Raw genomic sequence first — 18,868 nt, 5'->3', positions numbered from 1 at the left:
TGTTTTCAGATTCAATTATTGCTTTGGAGGAGAGTTTTGTGAAGTTAATTCATTCCCAAATATTACTGATTTCTGCATTAACTACTGCACTGATACCTTTTGACTCGTTGGCGATTGATGTTAAGAGTCCTGCACAAGAGCCTGTTAAGGCGGAAATTAAAAATATAGGAGATCAAGGACAAGTACTGCAAGTACTGGAAAAAAAGGATCGTGGATTAGTCCCTGTAGCCGATGAACCTAAAGTAATCACAGCTAAGAATCGGTTTTTATTAGTTCCATCTGGCCCCAAGGGGAAACCCTTTGGTCATTTGAGGTTTTTTACCCGTTCTGGTGCTATAGATCCATTAGTACAAGTCGGTCCTAATACCCAGAAAACTACATACAGGTTTCCTTGTACCCCTCTAAATGGTAAATTTATGTTTGCTTGGGGTCTTAACACTAATAGAGATCCCTCCTGTGGCGGAATAATAGTATACAAAGGTTTAGGGAGGGTAAGTATGAGTCAAACCTTTCCTTTCTTTCTCTCTAAAGTTCCTGATATTACTCAGTTTGGTAGTAGTTTGCTAAAAACTAAAGCTTTGTCTAACTTTCTTAGCAGCCAAGCAGACTCTTCTGAGAAGATTAATGTTTCCCCAGAAGGTAGTGGCATAACCATAGTTCAAGTTGATTCTTCTGCGGAAAGAGTAATAATTGATGCCTTAGTTGGCAATGCCAGAATTACTACTGATAGTGAGCCAGAAGGGATATCTTTAAGAGAAGGTTTCAGCTACGATAGCAGTCAATCAGACACTATTAAACCGATTAAGATTACTCAAGAAACTCGTTGGGCGATCGCAGTATTTATAGACCCTAACAACTGGACTGAATCTGTCGTTCCTCAAATATCGACTCTTCAACAACAGCCATCTCTACAAAAGTTTTTAAACCAAGAAGAAATAGATGACGGAGATCCAGTCCTTCCTCCAAATCCTCCGAGAGAAGTACCCAGGTAATATTTATATAAAAAAGAAAAGCCATGAAAAAAATTCCAATTCTGCTTTTATGTTTCTTGATTGGAATAGGTATATTGATGTATGGTCTCCTATTTGAACAAGGTGTTTATGCTGAAACTCCTGAGCGACAATTCGCTCAAGAAGTTCTTAAATCTGACTGGGATGGAAAATGGAAGTGTAATTTGGACGGTCGGACAGCAGAAGTAGAGTTTAGTTATGAATCAACTGAAAACAGAGTTTATGGATATATCAGTGATAGTGGTGGAGAGAGGAAAGCTTTCGGTGAAAGAAAGCTAAATAAGTCTGACTTACCTAGCTCTCGTCGAGATCACATGCTTCCCTTACTCTACGACGGAAAAGTTAAATGGATACTAATGATGCATACGTGGGATCGTAGTTACGCTAGTGGATATACATATTGGGAAGGTATTCCTTTCGGGTTACAGTGCCACAAAGAGTCATAGAGAAGACAGAATATAAACTTGCTATTATCAGCGAGTTCGTCAACTAATTTAGGTGTAAGCAACACTTACATATAACTCTGTATTAATGTACCTAAAAGCACATTAATATTGAAACGAACTACATCGGTGCAAGGTAGACCTGTTTCTGCTGTTATTTGAGCGATGCTTGGGTTGGGCTACGCCTACGCTGTTATTTTACAACGCAATATACTACTCGCCGTTGAGGATGCGAACAAAAAAAACCCCGGCGAAACTAGCCAAGGTAAGAGAGAGAAGTACGAATGACAATGAGATACAGCGATACTGAAATCGAAAAATCTTAGCTAACGCTAAAACCAACCAAAACTAAAGTAGTGACAATTAAAGTCGCAAAAAGACCCTGTAAAACGTATTTACGTTGTTCCCAAATTGCTGGGTATTCGGCATAGTAAATCTGGGGTTCAGCTGCGTAGTTATTGAGAATGCCGTCTTCGTTAGTGGTAGTGTACATAGTTTTTTCTCGTTTTTGTTTACTTATGTAACTAAATTTAACAATATTGTTACAATACGTCAATGTGACTTGACAAAAAGATGTTAATGATACTCATAAAATTTACTTATCAGGGATGGGGGATCTAAGCCAAGCTGCCCTAGTCGGCGAAAGCGCCATATCTCTTGACTCACCGCTATACCTTTACGCAATTTTTTAAATTGCAAAATCTAAAATCCAACATAGTATAAAAGAGTAGAGACACGTTAGCACAGCGATTTCGCGTCTCTACTGGTAATCGCATTTAGCGCTTTATAGCGGACGATATCGGTGCAAGGCAGTCCGGTTTCTGCTATTGTTTGAGCGATCGCTTGGAGTTAACTCGTTTGAATTCGGGGCTATGATAGTTTGAGATGATGGAAAGCTCCTAACAACCCCCGAAGTGAATAACTCAGTATTAATCGCCCTGACCCTCACCGCGTCTATAGTCCTGTCACCAGTCAGCATTGCTGGTACTGTCCAAGGTTCAACCCATGCGAGCAAAATGTCTTTATTTAACATCACTTCCAAAAAATGGAAAAATCGCGTGTTACTAGTCTTTGCCCCGTCTGTTGATAACCATAGCTATCAGCAGCAGATGCAGTTATTACAAGAGCAAAAAAGCGGTTTTACAGACCGGGATTTAGTTATCGTTCAGGTTTTGGCAACAAATAAAAGCTATGCCAATGGACAGTTAATAGATGAGTCTTCTGCTGCCAATTTGCGAAATCGTTTTGGGGTTAATAAAGAAAATTTTCGCGTTATTCTGGTGGGCAAAGATGGTGGTGTTAAGCGCCAAAACACTACACCAGTCCAAGCAACAGCAATTTTTGAGCAAATTGACGCTATGCCTATGCGCCAGCAAGAAATGCAACGAGGCAGAAAGTAATTCTCTAAAAACAGAGTACAACATTAAATGCCAGCCATACAAGTGTTCGCCTTCAGCGTCTGGTAGAGAGGAAATCGGTAAACAGGGGATGCCTGCGGTAAATACTTGCCTACGCTTACAAGTAGATGTCCCAGTGCAGTGCTAAGTTTGACTGGGATTATACAGCACGGGTGCATTGGGATTGTGAGTGGGGCTGGATAGATAATATTATCTAGGGCAATTTCTTTAAAAATGCCTGCTCAAACTTGGCTGAACTTATCAGAGTAAAGTTCATCAGACACTTCTTTAAGTTCTGGTTCAACCACTGTCAAATGTTGCTCTAAAATTGCCAAATTACGAATATTTGACTTATAAAAAGCATCAAACAAATCACCTACAAAAGGCACAGTACCCACAACTGTTTCTAAACCAACATTAAAAATCATTTTGGCCAAGTCTTGACGTGGGATGCCGAAGCGGGTAGCTAAAAATATGATGTAAGCTGAAAACGCTGTACTGATTAAATCACCAGCACCCGGAACTAAACCAATGATTGGGTCTATTCCAATGTGAAAACCTGTTAAAGGGATGCGTATTGATGTATCCATCAAACGGCTGAGTTTGCGGATGCGGTTGAGAGTAGCAAGGCGTTTAGCAGCGTCCATAGTTCACGATATTTACACTACTCTTAAGTTGCACCATTTTTAGTTACTCGTCTTGTATCGTTAGAAATAACAGTTTCGTTAGCTAGCCAGATGAAGTAATCAGCGATCGCTGCTACTGTATAAGCCATAATTTACCTCCTCTGCTTGCTAAAAACCCTTATGAATTAATACTAGGGAATTGAATATAGTATTTTTGTACTATATATTGCTCTTACCCAGAACCTAATTGTTCATCACTGCACCTAAAAGTACATTGGCATCAAAGCGGACGACATCGGTGCAAGGTAGCCCGGTTTCTGCTATTGTTTGAGTGATGCTTTCCTCAGCCGCAGACTTATCTAGATGGGCAGTGTTAAGCGCTATACCCACTACACGAACACTTGCAAAGGCACCACCAGCACTAGCGACAGCTTCATAAAGCCGAATCACCTCTGGTAAAGGTGGAATTAGTACATGGGGATGATTACGTACATGAACTTGTCCCGCCCGATGTACTAACACCAGTTGAGTTGGTTGCGAACCACGAATCAGGGGTAGAGTTGCCGTTGAACCAGGGTGTAGCAGTGAACCTTGTCCTTCAATGTGCAGGATGTCGTAGTTTTTGCCATAGCGCATGACTATCTGTTCTACAGCACCAGCGGCAAAGTCTACCCGCACGGCATCTAAAGCCACGCCGTCCCCTTCTAACATTACCCCAGTTTGACCTGTGGCGAGGAATTTAGAACGCCAGCCCTGTAGTTTTGATGCCCAATGTAACTCTAGGCTAGTTGACATTTTACCGATCGCCATGTCGGTTCCCACTGTCAACACCCGCCGACAGGGAAGGGTGCGTGCTATCCCACTAGCAACACTTATATTAGCCGGCTCTTTCCGTACATCCCAAATTAATTGTCCTGGTTTGAGCAGTGCATTTAACTCTGGGATGTTTGCCATTGGTGTATGTAAACCATTCACCAGCGACATTCCAGCTTGTAGAGCGTCTTTGATTTCCAGCCAGTAATCATCTGGTACAGCACCACCTCCTGGGGCAATGCCTATTACCAAGACTTCTGGCTTGTACTCAAGGGCTGCGGCTACCGATGCTACAATTGGCACATCACGCTTGATACCTGTTAATTCTGGTAGGGATTTGCCAGCAGACTCGCGATCGATTACGGCTACGATTGGGGCTTCACTATAGCGTAAAATTGCTAGCCCTGTTTTGCCGTGAGGCCCACTAATTCCCTCATGAAGTAAGATAGCTACTCGTTGATTAAGTGGCAGACGCACTGTTTTGTACCCCCAAACCTGGTAAATCGTTTGGCAAAACTCTCCCTTCTTTTAGCAATGCACCCGTAAAGGGGTCATCAATTAAGTTAAGGTGACTGTCTAAATCTAAATAATCAGCTAGTGGCGCTAGCTGTAGTGCTGCTGTATTAGCTAGCGAACTGTCAGAATAGCAACCGAACATTACTTGCAACCCATAGGCTCGTGCTGTATGTACCATTCGCATTGCTTCTGTTAGTCCCCCTGATTTCATCAGTTTGATATTAATGCCATCCACGTAGTTTGCCAAATGGGGAATATCGGAGCTTGTGAAACAACTTTCATCCACAAAAATGGGCAAGGGAGAGTGTTGTTTGAGTTTTGCTAAACTTTCTTCCTGCCCCCGTGGCAATGGCTGTTCTACATACTTTATACCTAAATTAGCCAGCCAATTGCACATTGCGATCGCATCTGATAAACTCCAACCCCCGTTAGCATCAACAAATAATTCTGGTAATGGTGCTTCTTCTCGCACTGCTAATAGCATTTTTTTATCTGCATCTATGCCATCTGGATTACCTAGCTTCACCTTGAAAAGGCGGACATCAGTAAATTGTAACCAGTCTCGCGCTCTAGCCCTGGCACCTTCTGGCAAATTAATCCCAATTGTGACTGAAGTCGGGACTATGATATTGCGATCAAGTCCCCAAATTTGCCACAAGGGTAATCCTACGCGCTTACCTAACCAGTCGTGCATTGCCATATCCAAGGCTGCTCTAGCAGCAGAAGGAACCTGGTTTTGTGTTAAAACTTGCTCAATTTGCTGCCGCTGTAAGGGACTGAATGTTTGCAACAGTGATACAACTTGCTCTAAAGCGTCTTTGATTGCATCAGTTGATTGCCGATGATTGCCCACACCGAATGGCGATGCTTCCCCCCAGCCTTCGATCCCATCATCTGAAATCCTCACCCATATATTCGTTGTCTGTGCCGTTGTACCTCGACTAATCGTCAACGGAAATCTCTTATTGACTGTAAATAAATTTACATTTATTTGCATACTTATTCTACATATTATGTTATATCAAAAGCCAGTGTAAGTTCAAAGTTTAGATTATCGGATGCATCTGTTATACTTTTTTACATTCATTGTTGAGTTACTAAACTTTTTATACAAAATTTTATTTGTTACTTAATTTATGACCAACTTAGAAAAATGGAAGACTTTAAAATCAAAAATGGTTTTAGATAATTACTGGTGTCAGGTAAGGCAAGATGAAATAGAATTGCCCAATGGGAAAATTATCGATGATTATTTTGTCAGCATTAAACCAGACGTTGCGATGGTTTTACCTATTACTAGTAGCAGAGAGATAATTTTTGTCCGGCAATACAGACATGCAATAGGTGAATTTTTCTTAGAACTGCCAGCAGGAAATTTCGATCCCACAAAAGAGAGTGCAGAACTAGCAGCAATTAGAGAATTGACAGAAGAAACTGGTTATATTCCCCAAGAATTTAGAAAAATCGGAATTTTATACGATAAGCCGAGTAAAGATACCAATCAAATACATTTATTTCTAGCAGAGAATGTGAGCAAAGTTGGAGAGCAACAACTAGATATTACAGAAGAAATTGAAGTTGTATTTCTTCCTATAGAATCAGTTTTAGAAAAAATTCTTCAGGGAGAAATTTCTGTTGCAGGAACTGTTGCGGCTCTGTTGTTAGGTTTAAATTTTCTCACTTAATTAATAATCAATGTAACTTTTTCCTGTTATTTAAGAAAAATGCTTGAGGCGAATTACATTCTGAACCTTTTACAGCAACTTTTTTGGGCGTTTTTCTAGAGAATGAGATTCAGAAAGTTTCCGTATAATGTCCTGATCCGGTTGTTATTCAGAAAAATTTTGGATATCAGCAAAGGATCATACTGAAAATTTTATATATCTGCCAAAGTCTAAATAAATATACGGTACTATACTATATAATACTTTAGCATAATTAGGCTCAATAGATTGAAGCTCTTAAATTGAGAAAATCTATCCAACCAGCCGTTCTTAATATCTAGGTAGAAGTTATGCGCGATTTAGACGATTCAAACCAGTCAATAGATAGAGTAATTATTTCTAAATTGGATACCGATGCCTACCCTGAAAGTTTTGATGGTGAAATGGCTCGAAAGCTGGCAGGGTTAACTCAAGAAGCGTATAAGCAGTTCAATTTGTTCTCTCTTAAAAAGAACTTACAAAGATTTCAGCTTGAGAATCTGTTCCAGCTAAACACTGAATAGACATCTCCGAAAAAGAGAGTAGAGACGCGAAATTTCGCGTCTCTACAAGGGTTCTGGATAACGCATATTTAGTTTCTGGAGATGTCTAATTTGCCGAAAAGGACGTTCCCTTTGGGTTTGTTGCCTCTGAAACTGATAGTGACAATGTATATGTAATCTTCCGTGGCATCAGACGCTTTATTGAATGGTTCAAGGATGCGAATATTCAGCTTGTCACCTTAAACGATAGTAATGTATGACAGAAATAAAAGAAGAATGCCAGACTACCTACATACTGGCACACCCGTTTACTTCACTATTCATGAAGGTGCCTTGGTGAAGTATCATAACCTAGAGGGTTTCCGTTAGCATTATGATACATTTGATATCCAGAATTTTTCTGAATATCAGCAAGGGATATAGGAATTCCGATTTTATTTGTAAAAAAGATTACGAGATAATACGGAGGGATATATCTGTCTAACAACGAACAATGAGAAACCAGCATCTACAAGCTGCGATCCCTTTTGGTGCGCTGAGTTTTAAGTCCTTCGGACACGCACTCCATTTGCATAATCGCCAAACCGGATTCTGAAGTCAGGGCGATCGCAATTCATAGGGGAGTAATTTTATGCGATCGCAGACATTTAGAATACACAAACTAGAAGTTGAAATAGCTCAAATGACAAAAAAAGACTTATGTTTCCACGTTTGAAATTTCCAGAATTTTTATGATCATTCCTAGATTAATGGTTTTACTGATTTTTGTTGAATTATCGGAGTAAATTATGTTTGAACGGTTTACAGAAAAAAGCATTAAGGTGATAATGCTAGCACAGGAAGAATCACGCCGCCTTGGTCATAATTTTATAGGAACAGAACAACTGTTACTCGGATTAATTGGTGAAGGAACTGGTATTGCTTCTCGGATCTTAAAATCAATGGGTGTTAATCTCAAAGATACTCGGATAGAAGTGGAAAAACTTATGGGCAGAGGTTCAGGGTTTGTTACTTTAGAAATCCCTTTTACCCCCCGTGCCAAAAAAGTTTTAGAGTTTACTTTGGAAGAATCGCGCCAACAAGGACACAATTACATCAGTACAGAACATCTACTGTTAGGTTTAATTAGAGAAAGAGAAAGTGAATGCGTAGCTGTCAAAGTTTTGTCAGTATTAAATGTTGATTTAGCAGAGCTTCGCAATCGAATTATCCAACAAATACATGAGAGGACATCTGAGCCAATTGAAGGTGTCGTTATCACATCGAATGAGCCAATTGAAGGTGTTGTTATCGCATCGAAAAGAGTTAAGCAAAACTTTAAGCCAATTGAAGTTGATGACGCAGGAATGAAAGTAGGTGTCGTTATCACATCGAAAAGAGTTGAGCAAAACTTAGATAGACTCACCACTATTTTGACAGAGGCGAAAGTATTAATTCAAGCGATTGAAAAGTTGATTCAAGGGAGAACATCTGCCTCAAGTGAAGATATTGACAATGTAATTAATCAGTTACCAATCTCCAATCAAGATAATCAACCAGGAATTAAAGAATTATTGATTGAACTCAAAGCTGTAATTGATGCTGATTTATCATTGACAAGTGATGATAAAAATGAAGCATTAGAGCAAGTGCTAGTTTTAGCAGCAGCTGGGCAACAGCCTACAAAAGAAAGAATGCAAAAATTCGCCAAGACAGCACTCAAAATTTTGAAAGCAACAGTTGCTGAATTAGATAGTAAAAATAATTTAGTTGAGGCTTGCAACCGAATATTACCAACCATAGCTCATTTTTTTGTTTGAGAGAAATACCGTTCAGCCGAGAAGTTCAGTATTATCCATCGTTAACAGCAGCATAGTTGCTAAATAGTCATCTACACCGCGATCGCGATCCTTTAATACAAGTTGTTAGAATTGCTCTAGATATTTGATAATCTTTATCTATAACTCTCAAATATTACCTTATTAGTTAAATCCAAAAGATACATAATAATTTCAATCTAATACTGCTTTGCAAATTCCCAGCTACTTCCGCGTTGATGCATCCGCTTTCTACAAACGGGACAACTGGAAGGTGCAATTCAATGTGAAAAACCTGACGAATATTGAGTACTACAGATCCAGTGGATACTGGATTGTGCCGCAAGAACCACTGACCGTTTTAGGTTCTATCTCATTTGAGTTTTAATTGTCATCGGTCAATTTTGAAGCACTTGGGAGCGATCGCGCCCATGCCTATGTAAACCCTTACACTGGAAAAGTGATGGGGTTTCAGAAACAAAGCAACAGCTTTTTTGATCTCGTCCGCACCTTTCACTACTCTCTTTTAGCCGATGAACCCGGTCGGTAATTCATCGGGGTGATTGCCTTTTTAATGATGCTTTTGAGCATTTCTGGAACGCTGCTTTGGTCAGGCTGGCGTAAGTTGATTACAGGCTTCAAAATCAAATGGGATGCTCATCCCAAGCGCGTTAACTACGATGTACATAAAGTCGCTGGCATTGTGGCTGCGGTGTTTCTATTCTTGAGTGCCATTACAGGCTTTTGCTGGAACTTTTGGGATTACACGATTCCCGCAATTTACGCACTAACTCTGACTCCACAACAACCGACTTTTGTTTCTAAACCTCTGCCGGGTAAAACTCCTTTAACGCTCAGTGAAATTTTGCCAAAAGCAGATGCCTCACTGCCCAAAGCGACAACAACTTATATCCGCATACCCAAAGCACCAGAAGAGGTATTTGAAATCGGTAAAAAACTTCCCCAAGAAACTGATGAGTATGGCGGTAGTTCTGTCACCTTTGACCAATACACAGGTCAAGTTCTGAATGTGCGGAATGCGTTGAAGTTACCTCTAGGCGATCACATTGTTAATGGCATGACCCCTTTACACTATGGCACTTTTGGAGGTTTACCAACACGCATTCTCTATGTTTTTGTTGGACTTGCGCCTTTAATTTTATTTATCACAGGATTTGTGATGTGGCGCGATGTCTAGCGACAAACCGCTTTGCGTCTACGCAAAAGACCTACGACTAGTTTACTCACACAAGCAAATGCCCAAAAGTAGAAACGCAAAATTTTATCTCTCAACAATTTTTATATATTGAACTCAAAGTTGTAATTGATGCTGATTTATCATTAACAATCGATGATAAAATTGAGCTATACAGACAAAACGCCAAGCGATCGCAAGTGCTACGTAATTACTTGTAAATTTCAAATCTGGATTATTTACCTTGCCCATTGCTGCAAAATATAACCATAAAAAGCCTCTTTATCTACTTTATCCATCGCATAAATTTTCCGACCACCAGGAACTACTTTAGTACGCCCCTGACTCAGACCTATGGTGATAATTTCTGTTTCCCATTCGCGCAATTGATAGAATTCCGGGTGTCCCAGATAAGCTGTTGCTAAAACATCCCAAAAATAATAATCTTGGGGGATAACTAGTGCATAACATTGTCCAGCTAAATCAGAGATGGGATAGTGGCGTTGTCGTCCCATTTTGTATACTAACTCCGATGTGACTGGGACATTGTTAGTTAAATCCAAAGGACACATAATAATTTCAATTTGGGTTTGCCATACCCGCGCTGCTGAAATTGCGTCCCAATAAACATTCCATTCGGCAGAACCATCTTGTCCTGCTTCCAGACTTTTTTCCACATTACCACCAACATTCAACGCACCCCCCATCCACACAATTTTGTGAATCTTGGCTTCAATGTCTGGTGCTTTGTCCAAAGCCACTGCAACTGTGGTCAACGGGCCAGTTAGCATCAACGTTACGGGGTCTGATGCCTCCCGCAACACCTTGATCATAAAATCTTGACCTGTTTCGGCAACCAAAGGCGTAGTGATGGTTTCGCTTTGATTGAGAATGGGAAGATGGTCAACGATAAACGAATCACGGCGATAGAGAGTAGGAAATGGATTGATACCGCGCACAGTGCTTTCTGCAACCGAGATATGAGAAAATCCCATCAAATCTATAATTTTACGTGTGGCGCTAACAGCTGGTTGAACGTAGCAATCTGCTGGAGTGACGACAACACCAAGGAGTTCAATATGATCCATTGTCAACAGCAGCATAGTTGCTAGATAATCATCTACACCGCCATCGTGATCCATTAATACAAATTGTTTTGACATAAAAGGGAATTAATATGAATGAGTTTATGGAAGTTGCAATTCAAGAAGCAAAACAAGGCAGACAAGAAGGTGGAATTCCCATTGGTTCGGTTCTTGTCAAGGATGGCAAAATTCTCGGCAGAGGACACAATAAACGTGTGCAAGACGCCGATCCTGTCACTCACGCCGAAATCGATTGTCTCCGCAATGCTGGGAGAGTTGGCAGCTACAGAGGTACAACACTCTATTCAACTTTAATGCCGTGTTACCTCTGCGCTGGGGCAGTGGTACAATTTGGCATTAAAAAAGTCATCGCTGGAGAATCCAGAACTTTTCCTGGTGCTAAAGAATTTATGGTATCTCACGGTGTGGAAGTAATTGATCTTAATCTTGACGAATGCGAACAAATGATGAGTGAGTTTATTGAAACTAACTCGGAACTTTGGAATGAAGATATCGGTAATTAGTTAGGAGTTAGGAGTCATTCAATTTTGGATTTTAGATTTTAGATTTTTTCTTAAATCCTTTCGGCTTGGTGCAGTTACTCATGGGGGAAACCCCCTTGGCGCTAGCCTCTCCCTTTGGGAGAAGACCGCGCTGCTTCACCAAAATCCAAAATTCAAAATCTAAAATTGACAGAGTTAGGAGTTAGGAGTAGCCCTGCCAAGGTGACTTTTGATCGGAGAATTATGGCAGGAGCGATCGCAATCTAAAAAGGAATACAGAATAATAGGGTAAATACTGTGTACAATCTTTGAACGATTTGTCAAACAAAGTCCAGTCAGCGTGATAGTTTGGGGGCTGATGCAAAGAGGCTACTGATCACTCCTAACTCAGCAAAAGTGTGCTGTTATTATCAATTAGGGTAAGAGTTCCACTAGTAGCCATACCTGGATTGGGCTGCGCCAATGCACTATAGGTCTGAATGTAGCGCCGCACTTCTAGCGGAAAATGAGGGTAATCTAATACTGCATCCCCATCAGCAATAGTTGACCAGAAGTCTCGCAAACCAGGAGCTAATTCTTTTGCCTGTGATAATGGTAAGTTTAATGGAGAGTGAGTTAGTAGCTTGATTAAGAAAGGGAAAGAGCGATCGCCCATCCACTGCCGCGATGACTGTTGCAAGTTGGGGAACTCAGGCACTGATTCTATCCGATGCGATACAATTTGCAACGATTCTTTACCTTCGTTATCCCGATGAAACTCTAGCACCCGATAAGGGTGAGGATAGCTCACTAAAGAGCCAGTGGTAATATCATATACTCCATCTGAGTAAGCAATATCCTGAACGTGCAAATGCCCGGTAAATACTAGCTTGACTCCGTAGCGCCTCAGCAACTGCAATAGTTCTGCTGAATTCGCCAACATATAGCGATTTGCCAGTGGGTGGCTTGATTGATTGGGCAAATGCTCGACTACATTATGATGCACCATCACCAAAACTAATTCATCACCAGATGCCGCCAGCGCCTCTTCTAACCACCGTAGCTGTTTGGCATCCAAACACCCCACCTGCTCACCCTGGTCATTAAAGGAGTTAGAATTCAATCCAATCAGCTTAACTCCAGGCACTAACTGACGAATGTAGTAAATCTGCTGCGGATCTTCATAGCCAAACTTCGTGTAATAGTAGGGAAAATCTGCAAAAGCAATTGATTGCTGATCGGCCAACAGCACAGGAACGTCATGATTGCCAGGAACAACATAGACGGGAAAAGGTAGCTGGGCTAAAAATTGTTGCAACCAGGCGTGGTTTTCTGGTTCCCCGTGCTGGGTTAAATCTCCTGGCAATAACAAGAAATCTAAATCGAGTTGTGTTAAATGTTCTAGTACACTTTTAAATGCCGAGATACTGACTTCTACTAGATGGAACCGATTGGGATGATCCCAGATTGTGTGGGGAAGTGCCAGGTGTAAGTCACTGACTACCGCAAAGCGAAAATTGAGAGTCATTGATTTATGAAAATGTTAAAAGCAGAGATTAAAACAAGCCTTTTCCCAAAAGTATAACGCTTGCTTTGTTTCGCTGCTCAGGAGTGCATTTACTTAATATTTGTATACATTGAGCATAGATTAAACGCTATGCTGACAATTAATTTCCAGGCTGAATATAACCATTAATCTGCACAAATTATCAGAAATTTGATTGCTAAAACCCAAAAGTCAAGCGCTCAGTGATTCAGATTCTCTACTTGATATTTCTAAAACGCGCTTCAACCAATTTTCTGTTTTTTGAGCAGCAGATAGCTTTTCTTGCCTATCGCTTGTTCAGCATAGCGAGCAATCCTGGATTAGTTATTAAGAATAAGAAAAAGTACTGCCACTGAGGTTGCCAACCCGGTTATCATGGTATTTGGCGATGAATTTACCTACTAGATCATCAGACTTGATAACCTTATTTGAATCCTTTTCTGGTGTGTCAAAGTTACAAGCGATCGTGCTGTAGTCTACTGTGGCCGTGGCATAGCTAGAGTTAGAGTTGTAAATGCCACCACCCTTGCCAGACTCTTCTTTACCAGAACTGAGTTCGATCCCGAAAGCTTTATTATGCCTGATAATGCTGTTGCCCACCGTTAGAATGCTATCATTGTAGATGCCACTGCCAAAGTGTGCCTGATTGCCACTTATGGTGCTATTGCTCACGGTAACGATGCCTAAGCCATTGTATGTAATAGTAACATCATATAAAGTGCCTTTAGAAAATTGTATCATCTTGCCAAAGTCTTGATCAGCACTATTGTAGATGCCACCGCCAGAGCTTCCTGCCGTATTCCCACTAATGGTGCTATGACTCACGGTAACGACACCTAACCCCTTGTACATGGTGGTGAAATTCTTAGAGTTAGGGTAGGTGTAGCCCACATCATTAAAGTTAGGGTAGAAGGTGCCGAACTCATTAAAGCTAGAGTTGTAGATGCCGCCGCCGTAGTCCGTGGCATAGTTATTACTGATGGTGCTGTAACTCACCAATAGGGTGCCATTATTGTAAATGCCGCTTCCAGTGGATGCATGATTGTTATTGATAGTGCTATTGCTCACCGTCAGGTTGCCTAAAGATGCATTATCAGCTTCTCTATAGCCGGGGTAGGTAAAGCCGCCATTATAGATCCCGCCGCCGCCTTTGAGTGCGGTGTTGCCACTAATTGTGCTCTTAGTTACAGTTATAGTACCCAAATTATAGATCGCGCCGCCGTTTGCCCCTGCCGAATTGCTACTAATGGTGCTGTTAGTTACAGTTATAGTGCTGGAGGTTAAATTAGGAACAGAAGAATCTTCGTCGGAATAATTATAGATCGCGCCGCCGTTTGCCCCTGCCGAATTGTCACTAATGATACTCTTAGTTATAGTTATAGTGCTAATGAGGAAGTCGGGAATTATCGTAATACCGTTAAAATCATCATATCCCCCGTTGCCATTGGCACCATCATAGATCCCACCGCCGCTGCCTTTGAGTGCCGAGTTGCCACTAATACTGCTATTACTGACTGTCATAGTAATGCCGCCGGGGGAGTCGCCGGTAACAAAGATACCGCCGCCGTTAGACCTTGCCGAGTTGTCACTAATACTGCTGTTACTCACTAATAGAGTTTGGATGAAGCTGGAAAGGTCGATGAAGATTCCGCCGCCGTTAATTGCTGTGTTGCCACTGATGATGCTGTGGTTCACTGTTGTTACAGGTGTTGTAGTGGTAGTGTACGTGCTGCTTTCGATGCCGCCACCGCTACTTGCAGTGTTCTTAGTGATGGTGCTATAGTTCACAGTGAGGCTGCTCGCGTCGTTGTAAATGCCGCCACCAGTGCCGTAAGAGGTGCTACTACCTCCAGTACCGCCATTTGCAGTGTTCTCAGTGATGGTGCTGTGGTTCACGGTCAGGCCGCCAGTATTGTAAATGCCGCCACCGGCACCGTCACTTACTGTGTTGCCAGCGATGGTGCTGTAGTTCACGGTTATTATGGTGACACGGCTACCGCTTAAAATGCCGCCGCCATCTCTACTTGCAGTATTGTCAGTGATGATGCTGTGGTTTACGGTTAGGCTGCCCTCGTTGTAAATGCCGCCGCCACCCACTGCTGTGTTGCCAGCGATGGTGCTGTAGTTCACTGTCAGGCTGCCAGTGTTGTAAATGCCGCCGCCCTCGCCGAGAAGGTATCCGTCCTCTGTTGTGTTGACCTTTGCGCTGTTGCCAGTGATTGTACTGGAGTTCAAAGTAAGGACACCTTTATTGGAGATGGCACCGCCACCTCCGGCGTTTTTGTAGCTATTGGTAATAGTCAGCCCATTGATTGCAGATGTTACACGACTGCCGATGTCAAAAACACGGTCAGCAGTATTATCCTTAATGGTTAGTAAGCTGGGATTTGTGCCTTGAATGCTAAGGTCATCTGTGATAATGAGACCACTACCAGTCAAACTGATACTATGAGCCAGCCCATCAGTAAACAGTCCACCAAAATTGATGATGTCTTTTCCTGAAAGAGCATTGGCATCTAGAACTGCCTGCCGTAGTGAACCTAGACCACTGTTGTTAGTATTAGTGACGGTAAATGTAGACATTGCTCTTACTCCAATTTTTTTCCGGTTGTATAAGATTGATATCAAGACTCATGTTGATATTATTACGAATATGCAAGTATTTTTTCTACTGCTCACCTTAGTGAGAGGTCAAATTGAAAAGCTGCGCCTTATAAAATCTAAATTCCAGGTTTTCACACTGCATCAAAAAATAACCCATTAAAAATGCCCGAATGTTCCCATGTTTATCGCTAGTACAGTGCGGCGGAAATAAAGCACCGATTAAACAGCCAAAACCTTGCCCTTATAACTCACATTCCGCACTTCACATGAGCGTAAACTGACAATTAATGGGTAATAATTCAATAGTGTTAGCGGCATGAAATGTAATCGCTTTGTTTGTTGGCTTCTCTGCTACTCCCGTTTTCGGTAAAATAACTTAGCAGATCAGCAAGGAACAGGTTCAAAATCATGGCTCAAGCTAGTATTGGGATTATTGGTGGTAGCGGTCTGTATAAAATGGACGCGCTAAAAGATGTAGAAGAGGTGCATGTCCAGACTCCTTTTGGTTCACCATCTGATGCTTTGATTCTGGGGACTTTGGATGGTACAGGGGTAGCTTTTTTGGCGCGTCATGGTCGCAATCACACGCTGTTACCGTCTGAGTTACCGTTTCGCGCTAATATCTATGCGATGAAGCAATTGGGCGTGGAATATTTAATTTCAGCGAGTGCTGTGGGTTCCTTGAAAGAAGAGGCAAAACCACTGGATATGGTGGTGCCAGATCAGTTTATTGACAGAACGAAAAATCGGATTTCAACCTTTTTCGGTGAAGGAATTGTTGCTCACATTGCTTTTGGTGATCCGATATGTAAGAATTTGGCTGTTGTGTTGGCAGATGCGATCGCATCTCTCAATTTACCAGAAGTTACCCTCCATCGCGGCGGTACTTATGTGTGCATGGAAGGGCCAGCTTTTTCCACCAAGGCAGAATCGAATCTTTACCGCAGTTGGGGTGCAACAATTATTGGGATGACGAATTTACCAGAGGCAAAGTTGGCTAGGGAAGCGGAAATTGCCTATGCAACTTTAGCGCTGGTGACAGATTATGATTGTTGGCATCCAGACCATGACACTGTGACGGTGGAAATCGTGATTAGCAATTTGCTGCGGAATGCGGTGAATGCTCAAAGGGTGATTCAAGAAACTGTGCGGCGCTTGAGTGAAAATCCGCCACCGAGTGAGGCGCATTCGGCGTTGCAACATGCGATTTTGACTCAGTTGGATAAAGTACCAGCAGCGACGAAGGAAAAGTTAGGGTTATTGTTGCAGAAGTATTTGTAGTGTTGGTGATCAATGAGCGATGTCTATCATGGGCGTAGCTGCGGCACTTTCTCAGATTACAGCTATAGCGATGTCTACGACGGGCTACGCCTACGCGTGTGAATATATAAGCTGTCATCACCAAAATCATGGTTTTCATTAACAAAATCATGATTTTCATCAACAAAATCATGATTTTCGTTATGAGGCTTTGCTTGTTTGTTGTGTCTAGCTGATGATAGTGCGTAGGCGTAGCCCGTCGTAGACATCGCACCATCATCACAAATCATACAGGCGTAGGCGTAGCCCGTCGTAGACATCGCTCATTACTAAAATCTTTTTGGTCAATCCAAAATCCAAAATCTAAAATTGTGTGGCAAATATCTTGCTGATATAATACCTGTCTATGTTTGATAACGTCTGTCGCTTTTTAGCAGAGTCATATTCAGCCGATTTCGCCACTTGGTTACTTGGTGAATCTATTGCACTCACCCAACTCAGTCCATCAGAATTATCCCTCGAACCGATTCGAGCAGATGCGTTAATTCTGTTACAGTCAGATGAAATTGTTCTGCATATCGAATTTCAAACCGAAGCAAAAGCCGAAATTCCTTTTCGGATGACTGATTATCGGTTACGGGTATATCGCAGATTTCCCCGAAAGCGGATGCATCAAGTTGTCATTTACCTGCAACCCACCACATCCGAATTAGTCCAGCAAACAGCTTTTGTCTTAGAAAATACCTGTCATGAGTTCGGCGTTATTCGTCTTTGGGAGCAACCAAGCGAGATATTTTTGAATACTCCTGGTTTGTTACCGTTCGCAACCCTCAGTCAAACTGAGGATAAAACGCGAACATTACAACAGGTTGCACAAGCTATTGAGCAAATAAACGACCAACGTACACAAAGTAATATTGCTGCGTCAACGGCAGTATTAGCTGGGTTAGTATTAAACAAGGAACTGATTAAAAGATTATTACGGAGTGATCCTATGCGCGAGTTTGTAATTTATCAGGATATTTTGCAGGAAGGAGTTTTATCGATTGTTATGCGACTACTTCGGCGTAAGGTTGGAACTGTTCCACCTGCACAGTTATTGAAAATACAAGCTTTAGATTCAACACAGTTGGATGATTTAGCAGAGGCTTTACTTGATTTTTCGGGTTTAACGGATTTAGAAGCTTGGTTGGCGCAAAATCAAGGTTAATACAACAGAATTGGGGAATTTTCCGAATCAGAATAGTTTCTGAGATGACAGCAAGAGCGATCGCACCATCATCATAAAATCATACAGGCGATCGCAGTTTCTGAAATTAGAGCAAGAGTGATTCCACCATCAAATCTCTTTGCGTAGCCCAATCAAAAGACCTCTCCCTGGTTTTACTACGCAAAACCGTCCCTCTCCGACTCGGAGAGGGACAGCCTTGAACTAAAGTTCAAGGCAGGGAGAGGTTTATCACCTGCGTGTGCCAATATCATCACATAGATGCTTATCCTTCTTACTCACATTGGGGTTATTTTGCAAATAATCGCGCACCCAAGCACAACCCTTAACCATTAAATAATCTACATCCAAATTGAGATTCCACAGTTTCACCGTCTGGTCATCACTGGCAGAGGCAATGGTTTTACCGTCGGGGCTAAATGCCACGCCTAAAACCGAATCGCTATGACCTTGGAGAGTTTGCAGGAGTTGCCCGTTGCGATTCCACAGCTTCACCGTCTTGTCATTACTGGCAGAGGCAATGGTTCGACTGTCGGGGCTAAATACCACGCCCCAAACCGAACCGTTATGACCTTGGAGAGTTTGCAGGAGTTGCCCGTTGCGATTCCACAGTTTCACCGTCTTGTCACGACTGGCAGAGGCAATGGTTTGACCGTCGGGG

General features: G+C 41.9%; 18 protein-coding genes and 2 pseudogenes. 11 read left to right on the top strand and 9 right to left on the bottom strand.

What is annotated here, in order from left to right; all coding sequences use genetic code 11:
* Positions 1-38 precede the first annotated feature (38 nt).
* Complete coding sequence (locus tag V7K85_RS27470) at positions 39-992, top strand: hypothetical protein (RefSeq protein WP_334818459.1); 954 nt, start codon at positions 39-41, stop codon at positions 990-992.
* A 77-nt stretch (positions 993-1,069) separates the two neighbouring features.
* Complete coding sequence (locus V7K85_RS27465) at positions 1,070-1,456, top strand: hypothetical protein (protein ID WP_334818457.1); 387 nt, start codon at positions 1,070-1,072, stop codon at positions 1,454-1,456.
* A gap of 319 nt (positions 1,457-1,775) precedes the next feature.
* Here V7K85_RS27465 and psb34 read toward each other — a convergent pair whose 3' ends face one another.
* On the bottom strand, positions 1,776-1,946 hold the full coding sequence (gene psb34 / locus V7K85_RS27460; RefSeq protein WP_334689110.1) for a photosystem II assembly protein Psb34: 171 nt from the start codon (positions 1,944-1,946) through the stop codon (positions 1,776-1,778).
* A 421-nt stretch (positions 1,947-2,367) separates the two neighbouring features.
* Here psb34 and V7K85_RS27455 point away from each other — a divergent pair, with 421 nt between their 5' ends.
* Entirely contained in the window at positions 2,368-2,853 is a 486-nt protein-coding gene (locus V7K85_RS27455; protein WP_334818455.1) for a DUF4174 domain-containing protein, read from the top strand.
* Positions 2,854-3,092: 239 nt separating this feature from the next.
* Here the strand turns inward: V7K85_RS27455 and V7K85_RS27450 are convergent, their stop codons facing one another.
* The 3 genes from V7K85_RS27450 to V7K85_RS27440 all read right to left on the bottom strand — a co-directional run bounded on the left by V7K85_RS27450 (position 3,093) and on the right by V7K85_RS27440 (position 5,802).
* Positions 3,093-3,497 (bottom strand): DUF4112 domain-containing protein, encoded by a 405-nt coding sequence (locus tag V7K85_RS27450; protein WP_334818453.1) that lies wholly within the window; start codon positions 3,495-3,497, stop codon positions 3,093-3,095.
* A gap of 222 nt (positions 3,498-3,719) precedes the next feature.
* Positions 3,720-4,766, bottom strand: a complete 1,047-nt coding sequence (locus V7K85_RS27445; RefSeq protein WP_334818451.1) for a DUF1611 domain-containing protein — start codon at positions 4,764-4,766, stop codon at positions 3,720-3,722.
* Positions 4,750-5,802 carry a dipeptide epimerase gene (locus tag V7K85_RS27440; RefSeq protein ID WP_334818449.1) on the bottom strand — a complete coding sequence of 351 codons (1,053 nt, stop codon included), beginning with the start codon at positions 5,800-5,802 and terminating at the stop codon, positions 4,750-4,752. Before V7K85_RS27440 ends, V7K85_RS27445 begins: the two co-directional genes overlap by 17 nt.
* 139 nt (positions 5,803-5,941) lie before the next feature.
* Between V7K85_RS27440 and V7K85_RS27435 the strand changes: the two genes are divergently transcribed.
* The 5 genes and pseudogenes from V7K85_RS27435 to V7K85_RS27415 all read left to right on the top strand — a co-directional run bounded on the left by V7K85_RS27435 (position 5,942) and on the right by V7K85_RS27415 (position 10,005).
* A complete protein-coding gene (locus V7K85_RS27435) occupies positions 5,942-6,490 on the top strand; it encodes an NUDIX hydrolase (RefSeq protein WP_334818447.1) in 549 nt (182 codons plus the stop codon).
* A gap of 329 nt (positions 6,491-6,819) precedes the next feature.
* On the top strand, positions 6,820-7,032 hold the full coding sequence (locus V7K85_RS27430) for a hypothetical protein (RefSeq protein WP_334818445.1): 213 nt from the start codon (positions 6,820-6,822) through the stop codon (positions 7,030-7,032).
* A 767-nt stretch (positions 7,033-7,799) separates the two neighbouring features.
* A pseudogene (locus V7K85_RS27425) lies at positions 7,800-8,237 on the top strand (Clp protease N-terminal domain-containing protein); the annotation flags it as partial.
* 781 nt (positions 8,238-9,018) lie between these two features.
* A complete protein-coding gene (locus V7K85_RS27420) occupies positions 9,019-9,195 on the top strand; it encodes a hypothetical protein (protein WP_334818443.1) in 177 nt (58 codons plus the stop codon).
* A 75-nt stretch (positions 9,196-9,270) separates the two neighbouring features.
* Positions 9,271-10,005 (top strand): annotated as a pseudogene (locus V7K85_RS27415) (PepSY-associated TM helix domain-containing protein).
* Positions 10,006-10,241: 236 nt separating this feature from the next.
* Here the strand turns inward: V7K85_RS27415 and V7K85_RS27410 are convergent.
* Positions 10,242-11,165 carry a nucleoside hydrolase gene (locus V7K85_RS27410; protein ID WP_334818441.1) on the bottom strand — a complete coding sequence of 308 codons (924 nt, stop codon included), beginning with the start codon at positions 11,163-11,165 and terminating at the stop codon, positions 10,242-10,244.
* 14 nt (positions 11,166-11,179) lie between these two features.
* On the opposite strand from V7K85_RS27410, the gene V7K85_RS27405 reads away from it, so the two are divergent.
* Positions 11,180-11,611 (top strand): nucleoside deaminase, encoded by a 432-nt coding sequence (locus tag V7K85_RS27405; RefSeq protein ID WP_334818439.1) that lies wholly within the window; start codon positions 11,180-11,182, stop codon positions 11,609-11,611.
* Between the two features lie 361 nt (positions 11,612-11,972).
* Here V7K85_RS27405 and V7K85_RS27400 read toward each other — a convergent pair whose 3' ends face one another.
* Positions 11,973-13,097 carry a metallophosphoesterase family protein gene (locus V7K85_RS27400; protein ID WP_334818437.1) on the bottom strand — a complete coding sequence of 375 codons (1,125 nt, stop codon included), beginning with the start codon at positions 13,095-13,097 and terminating at the stop codon, positions 11,973-11,975.
* A 345-nt stretch (positions 13,098-13,442) separates the two neighbouring features.
* On the bottom strand, positions 13,443-15,698 hold the full coding sequence (locus V7K85_RS27395; protein WP_334818435.1) for a beta strand repeat-containing protein: 2,256 nt from the start codon (positions 15,696-15,698) through the stop codon (positions 13,443-13,445).
* A gap of 429 nt (positions 15,699-16,127) precedes the next feature.
* Between V7K85_RS27395 and V7K85_RS27390 the strand changes: the two genes are divergently transcribed.
* The gene (locus tag V7K85_RS27390) at positions 16,128-17,000 is read left to right on the top strand and encodes an S-methyl-5'-thioadenosine phosphorylase (protein WP_334818433.1); all 873 of its coding nucleotides are present in this window, start codon (positions 16,128-16,130) and stop codon (positions 16,998-17,000) included.
* A gap of 74 nt (positions 17,001-17,074) precedes the next feature.
* On the opposite strand, the gene V7K85_RS27385 is transcribed toward V7K85_RS27390, so the two are convergent.
* Entirely contained in the window at positions 17,075-17,299 is a 225-nt protein-coding gene (locus V7K85_RS27385; protein ID WP_334818431.1) for a hypothetical protein, read from the bottom strand.
* A gap of 86 nt (positions 17,300-17,385) precedes the next feature.
* Here V7K85_RS27385 and V7K85_RS27380 point away from each other — a divergent pair, with 86 nt between their 5' ends.
* Complete coding sequence (locus tag V7K85_RS27380) at positions 17,386-18,189, top strand: Rpn family recombination-promoting nuclease/putative transposase (protein ID WP_334818429.1); 804 nt, start codon at positions 17,386-17,388, stop codon at positions 18,187-18,189.
* A 249-nt stretch (positions 18,190-18,438) separates the two neighbouring features.
* Here V7K85_RS27380 and V7K85_RS27375 read toward each other — a convergent pair.
* Positions 18,439-18,868: WD40 repeat domain-containing protein (locus V7K85_RS27375; RefSeq protein ID WP_442940627.1), on the bottom strand; the 430-nt coding region annotated here is incomplete at its 5' end.

Source organism: Nostoc sp., assembly GCF_036917615.1.
GTDB lineage: Bacteria > Cyanobacteriota > Cyanobacteriia > Cyanobacteriales > Nostocaceae > Nostoc.
The sequence above is the reverse complement of the archived record's forward strand: the minus strand, read 5'-3'. Positions and strand labels throughout refer to the sequence as shown.

Coding starts and splice junctions, on each gene's coding strand:
- V7K85_RS27465 (WP_334818457.1), top strand. CDS start 1,070: ATGTATGGTCTCCTATTTGAACAAGGTGTTTATGCTGAAACTCCTGAG.
- psb34 (WP_334689110.1), bottom strand. CDS start 1,946: ATGTACACTACCACTAACGAAGACGGCATTCTCAATAACTACGCAGCT.
- V7K85_RS27450 (WP_334818453.1), bottom strand. CDS start 3,497: ATGGACGCTGCTAAACGCCTTGCTACTCTCAACCGCATCCGCAAACTC.
- V7K85_RS27440 (WP_334818449.1), bottom strand. CDS start 5,802: ATGCAAATAAATGTAAATTTATTTACAGTCAATAAGAGATTTCCGTTG.
- V7K85_RS27435 (WP_334818447.1), top strand. CDS start 5,942: ATGACCAACTTAGAAAAATGGAAGACTTTAAAATCAAAAATGGTTTTA.
- V7K85_RS27430 (WP_334818445.1), top strand. CDS start 6,820: ATGCGCGATTTAGACGATTCAAACCAGTCAATAGATAGAGTAATTATT.
- V7K85_RS27410 (WP_334818441.1), bottom strand. CDS start 11,165: ATGTCAAAACAATTTGTATTAATGGATCACGATGGCGGTGTAGATGAT.
- V7K85_RS27405 (WP_334818439.1), top strand. CDS start 11,180: ATGAATGAGTTTATGGAAGTTGCAATTCAAGAAGCAAAACAAGGCAGA.
- V7K85_RS27400 (WP_334818437.1), bottom strand. CDS start 13,097: ATGACTCTCAATTTTCGCTTTGCGGTAGTCAGTGACTTACACCTGGCA.
- V7K85_RS27395 (WP_334818435.1), bottom strand. CDS start 15,698: ATGTCTACATTTACCGTCACTAATACTAACAACAGTGGTCTAGGTTCA.
- V7K85_RS27390 (WP_334818433.1), top strand. CDS start 16,128: ATGGCTCAAGCTAGTATTGGGATTATTGGTGGTAGCGGTCTGTATAAA.
- V7K85_RS27385 (WP_334818431.1), bottom strand. CDS start 17,299: ATGTCTACGACGGGCTACGCCTACGCCTGTATGATTTGTGATGATGGT.
- V7K85_RS27380 (WP_334818429.1), top strand. CDS start 17,386: ATGTTTGATAACGTCTGTCGCTTTTTAGCAGAGTCATATTCAGCCGAT.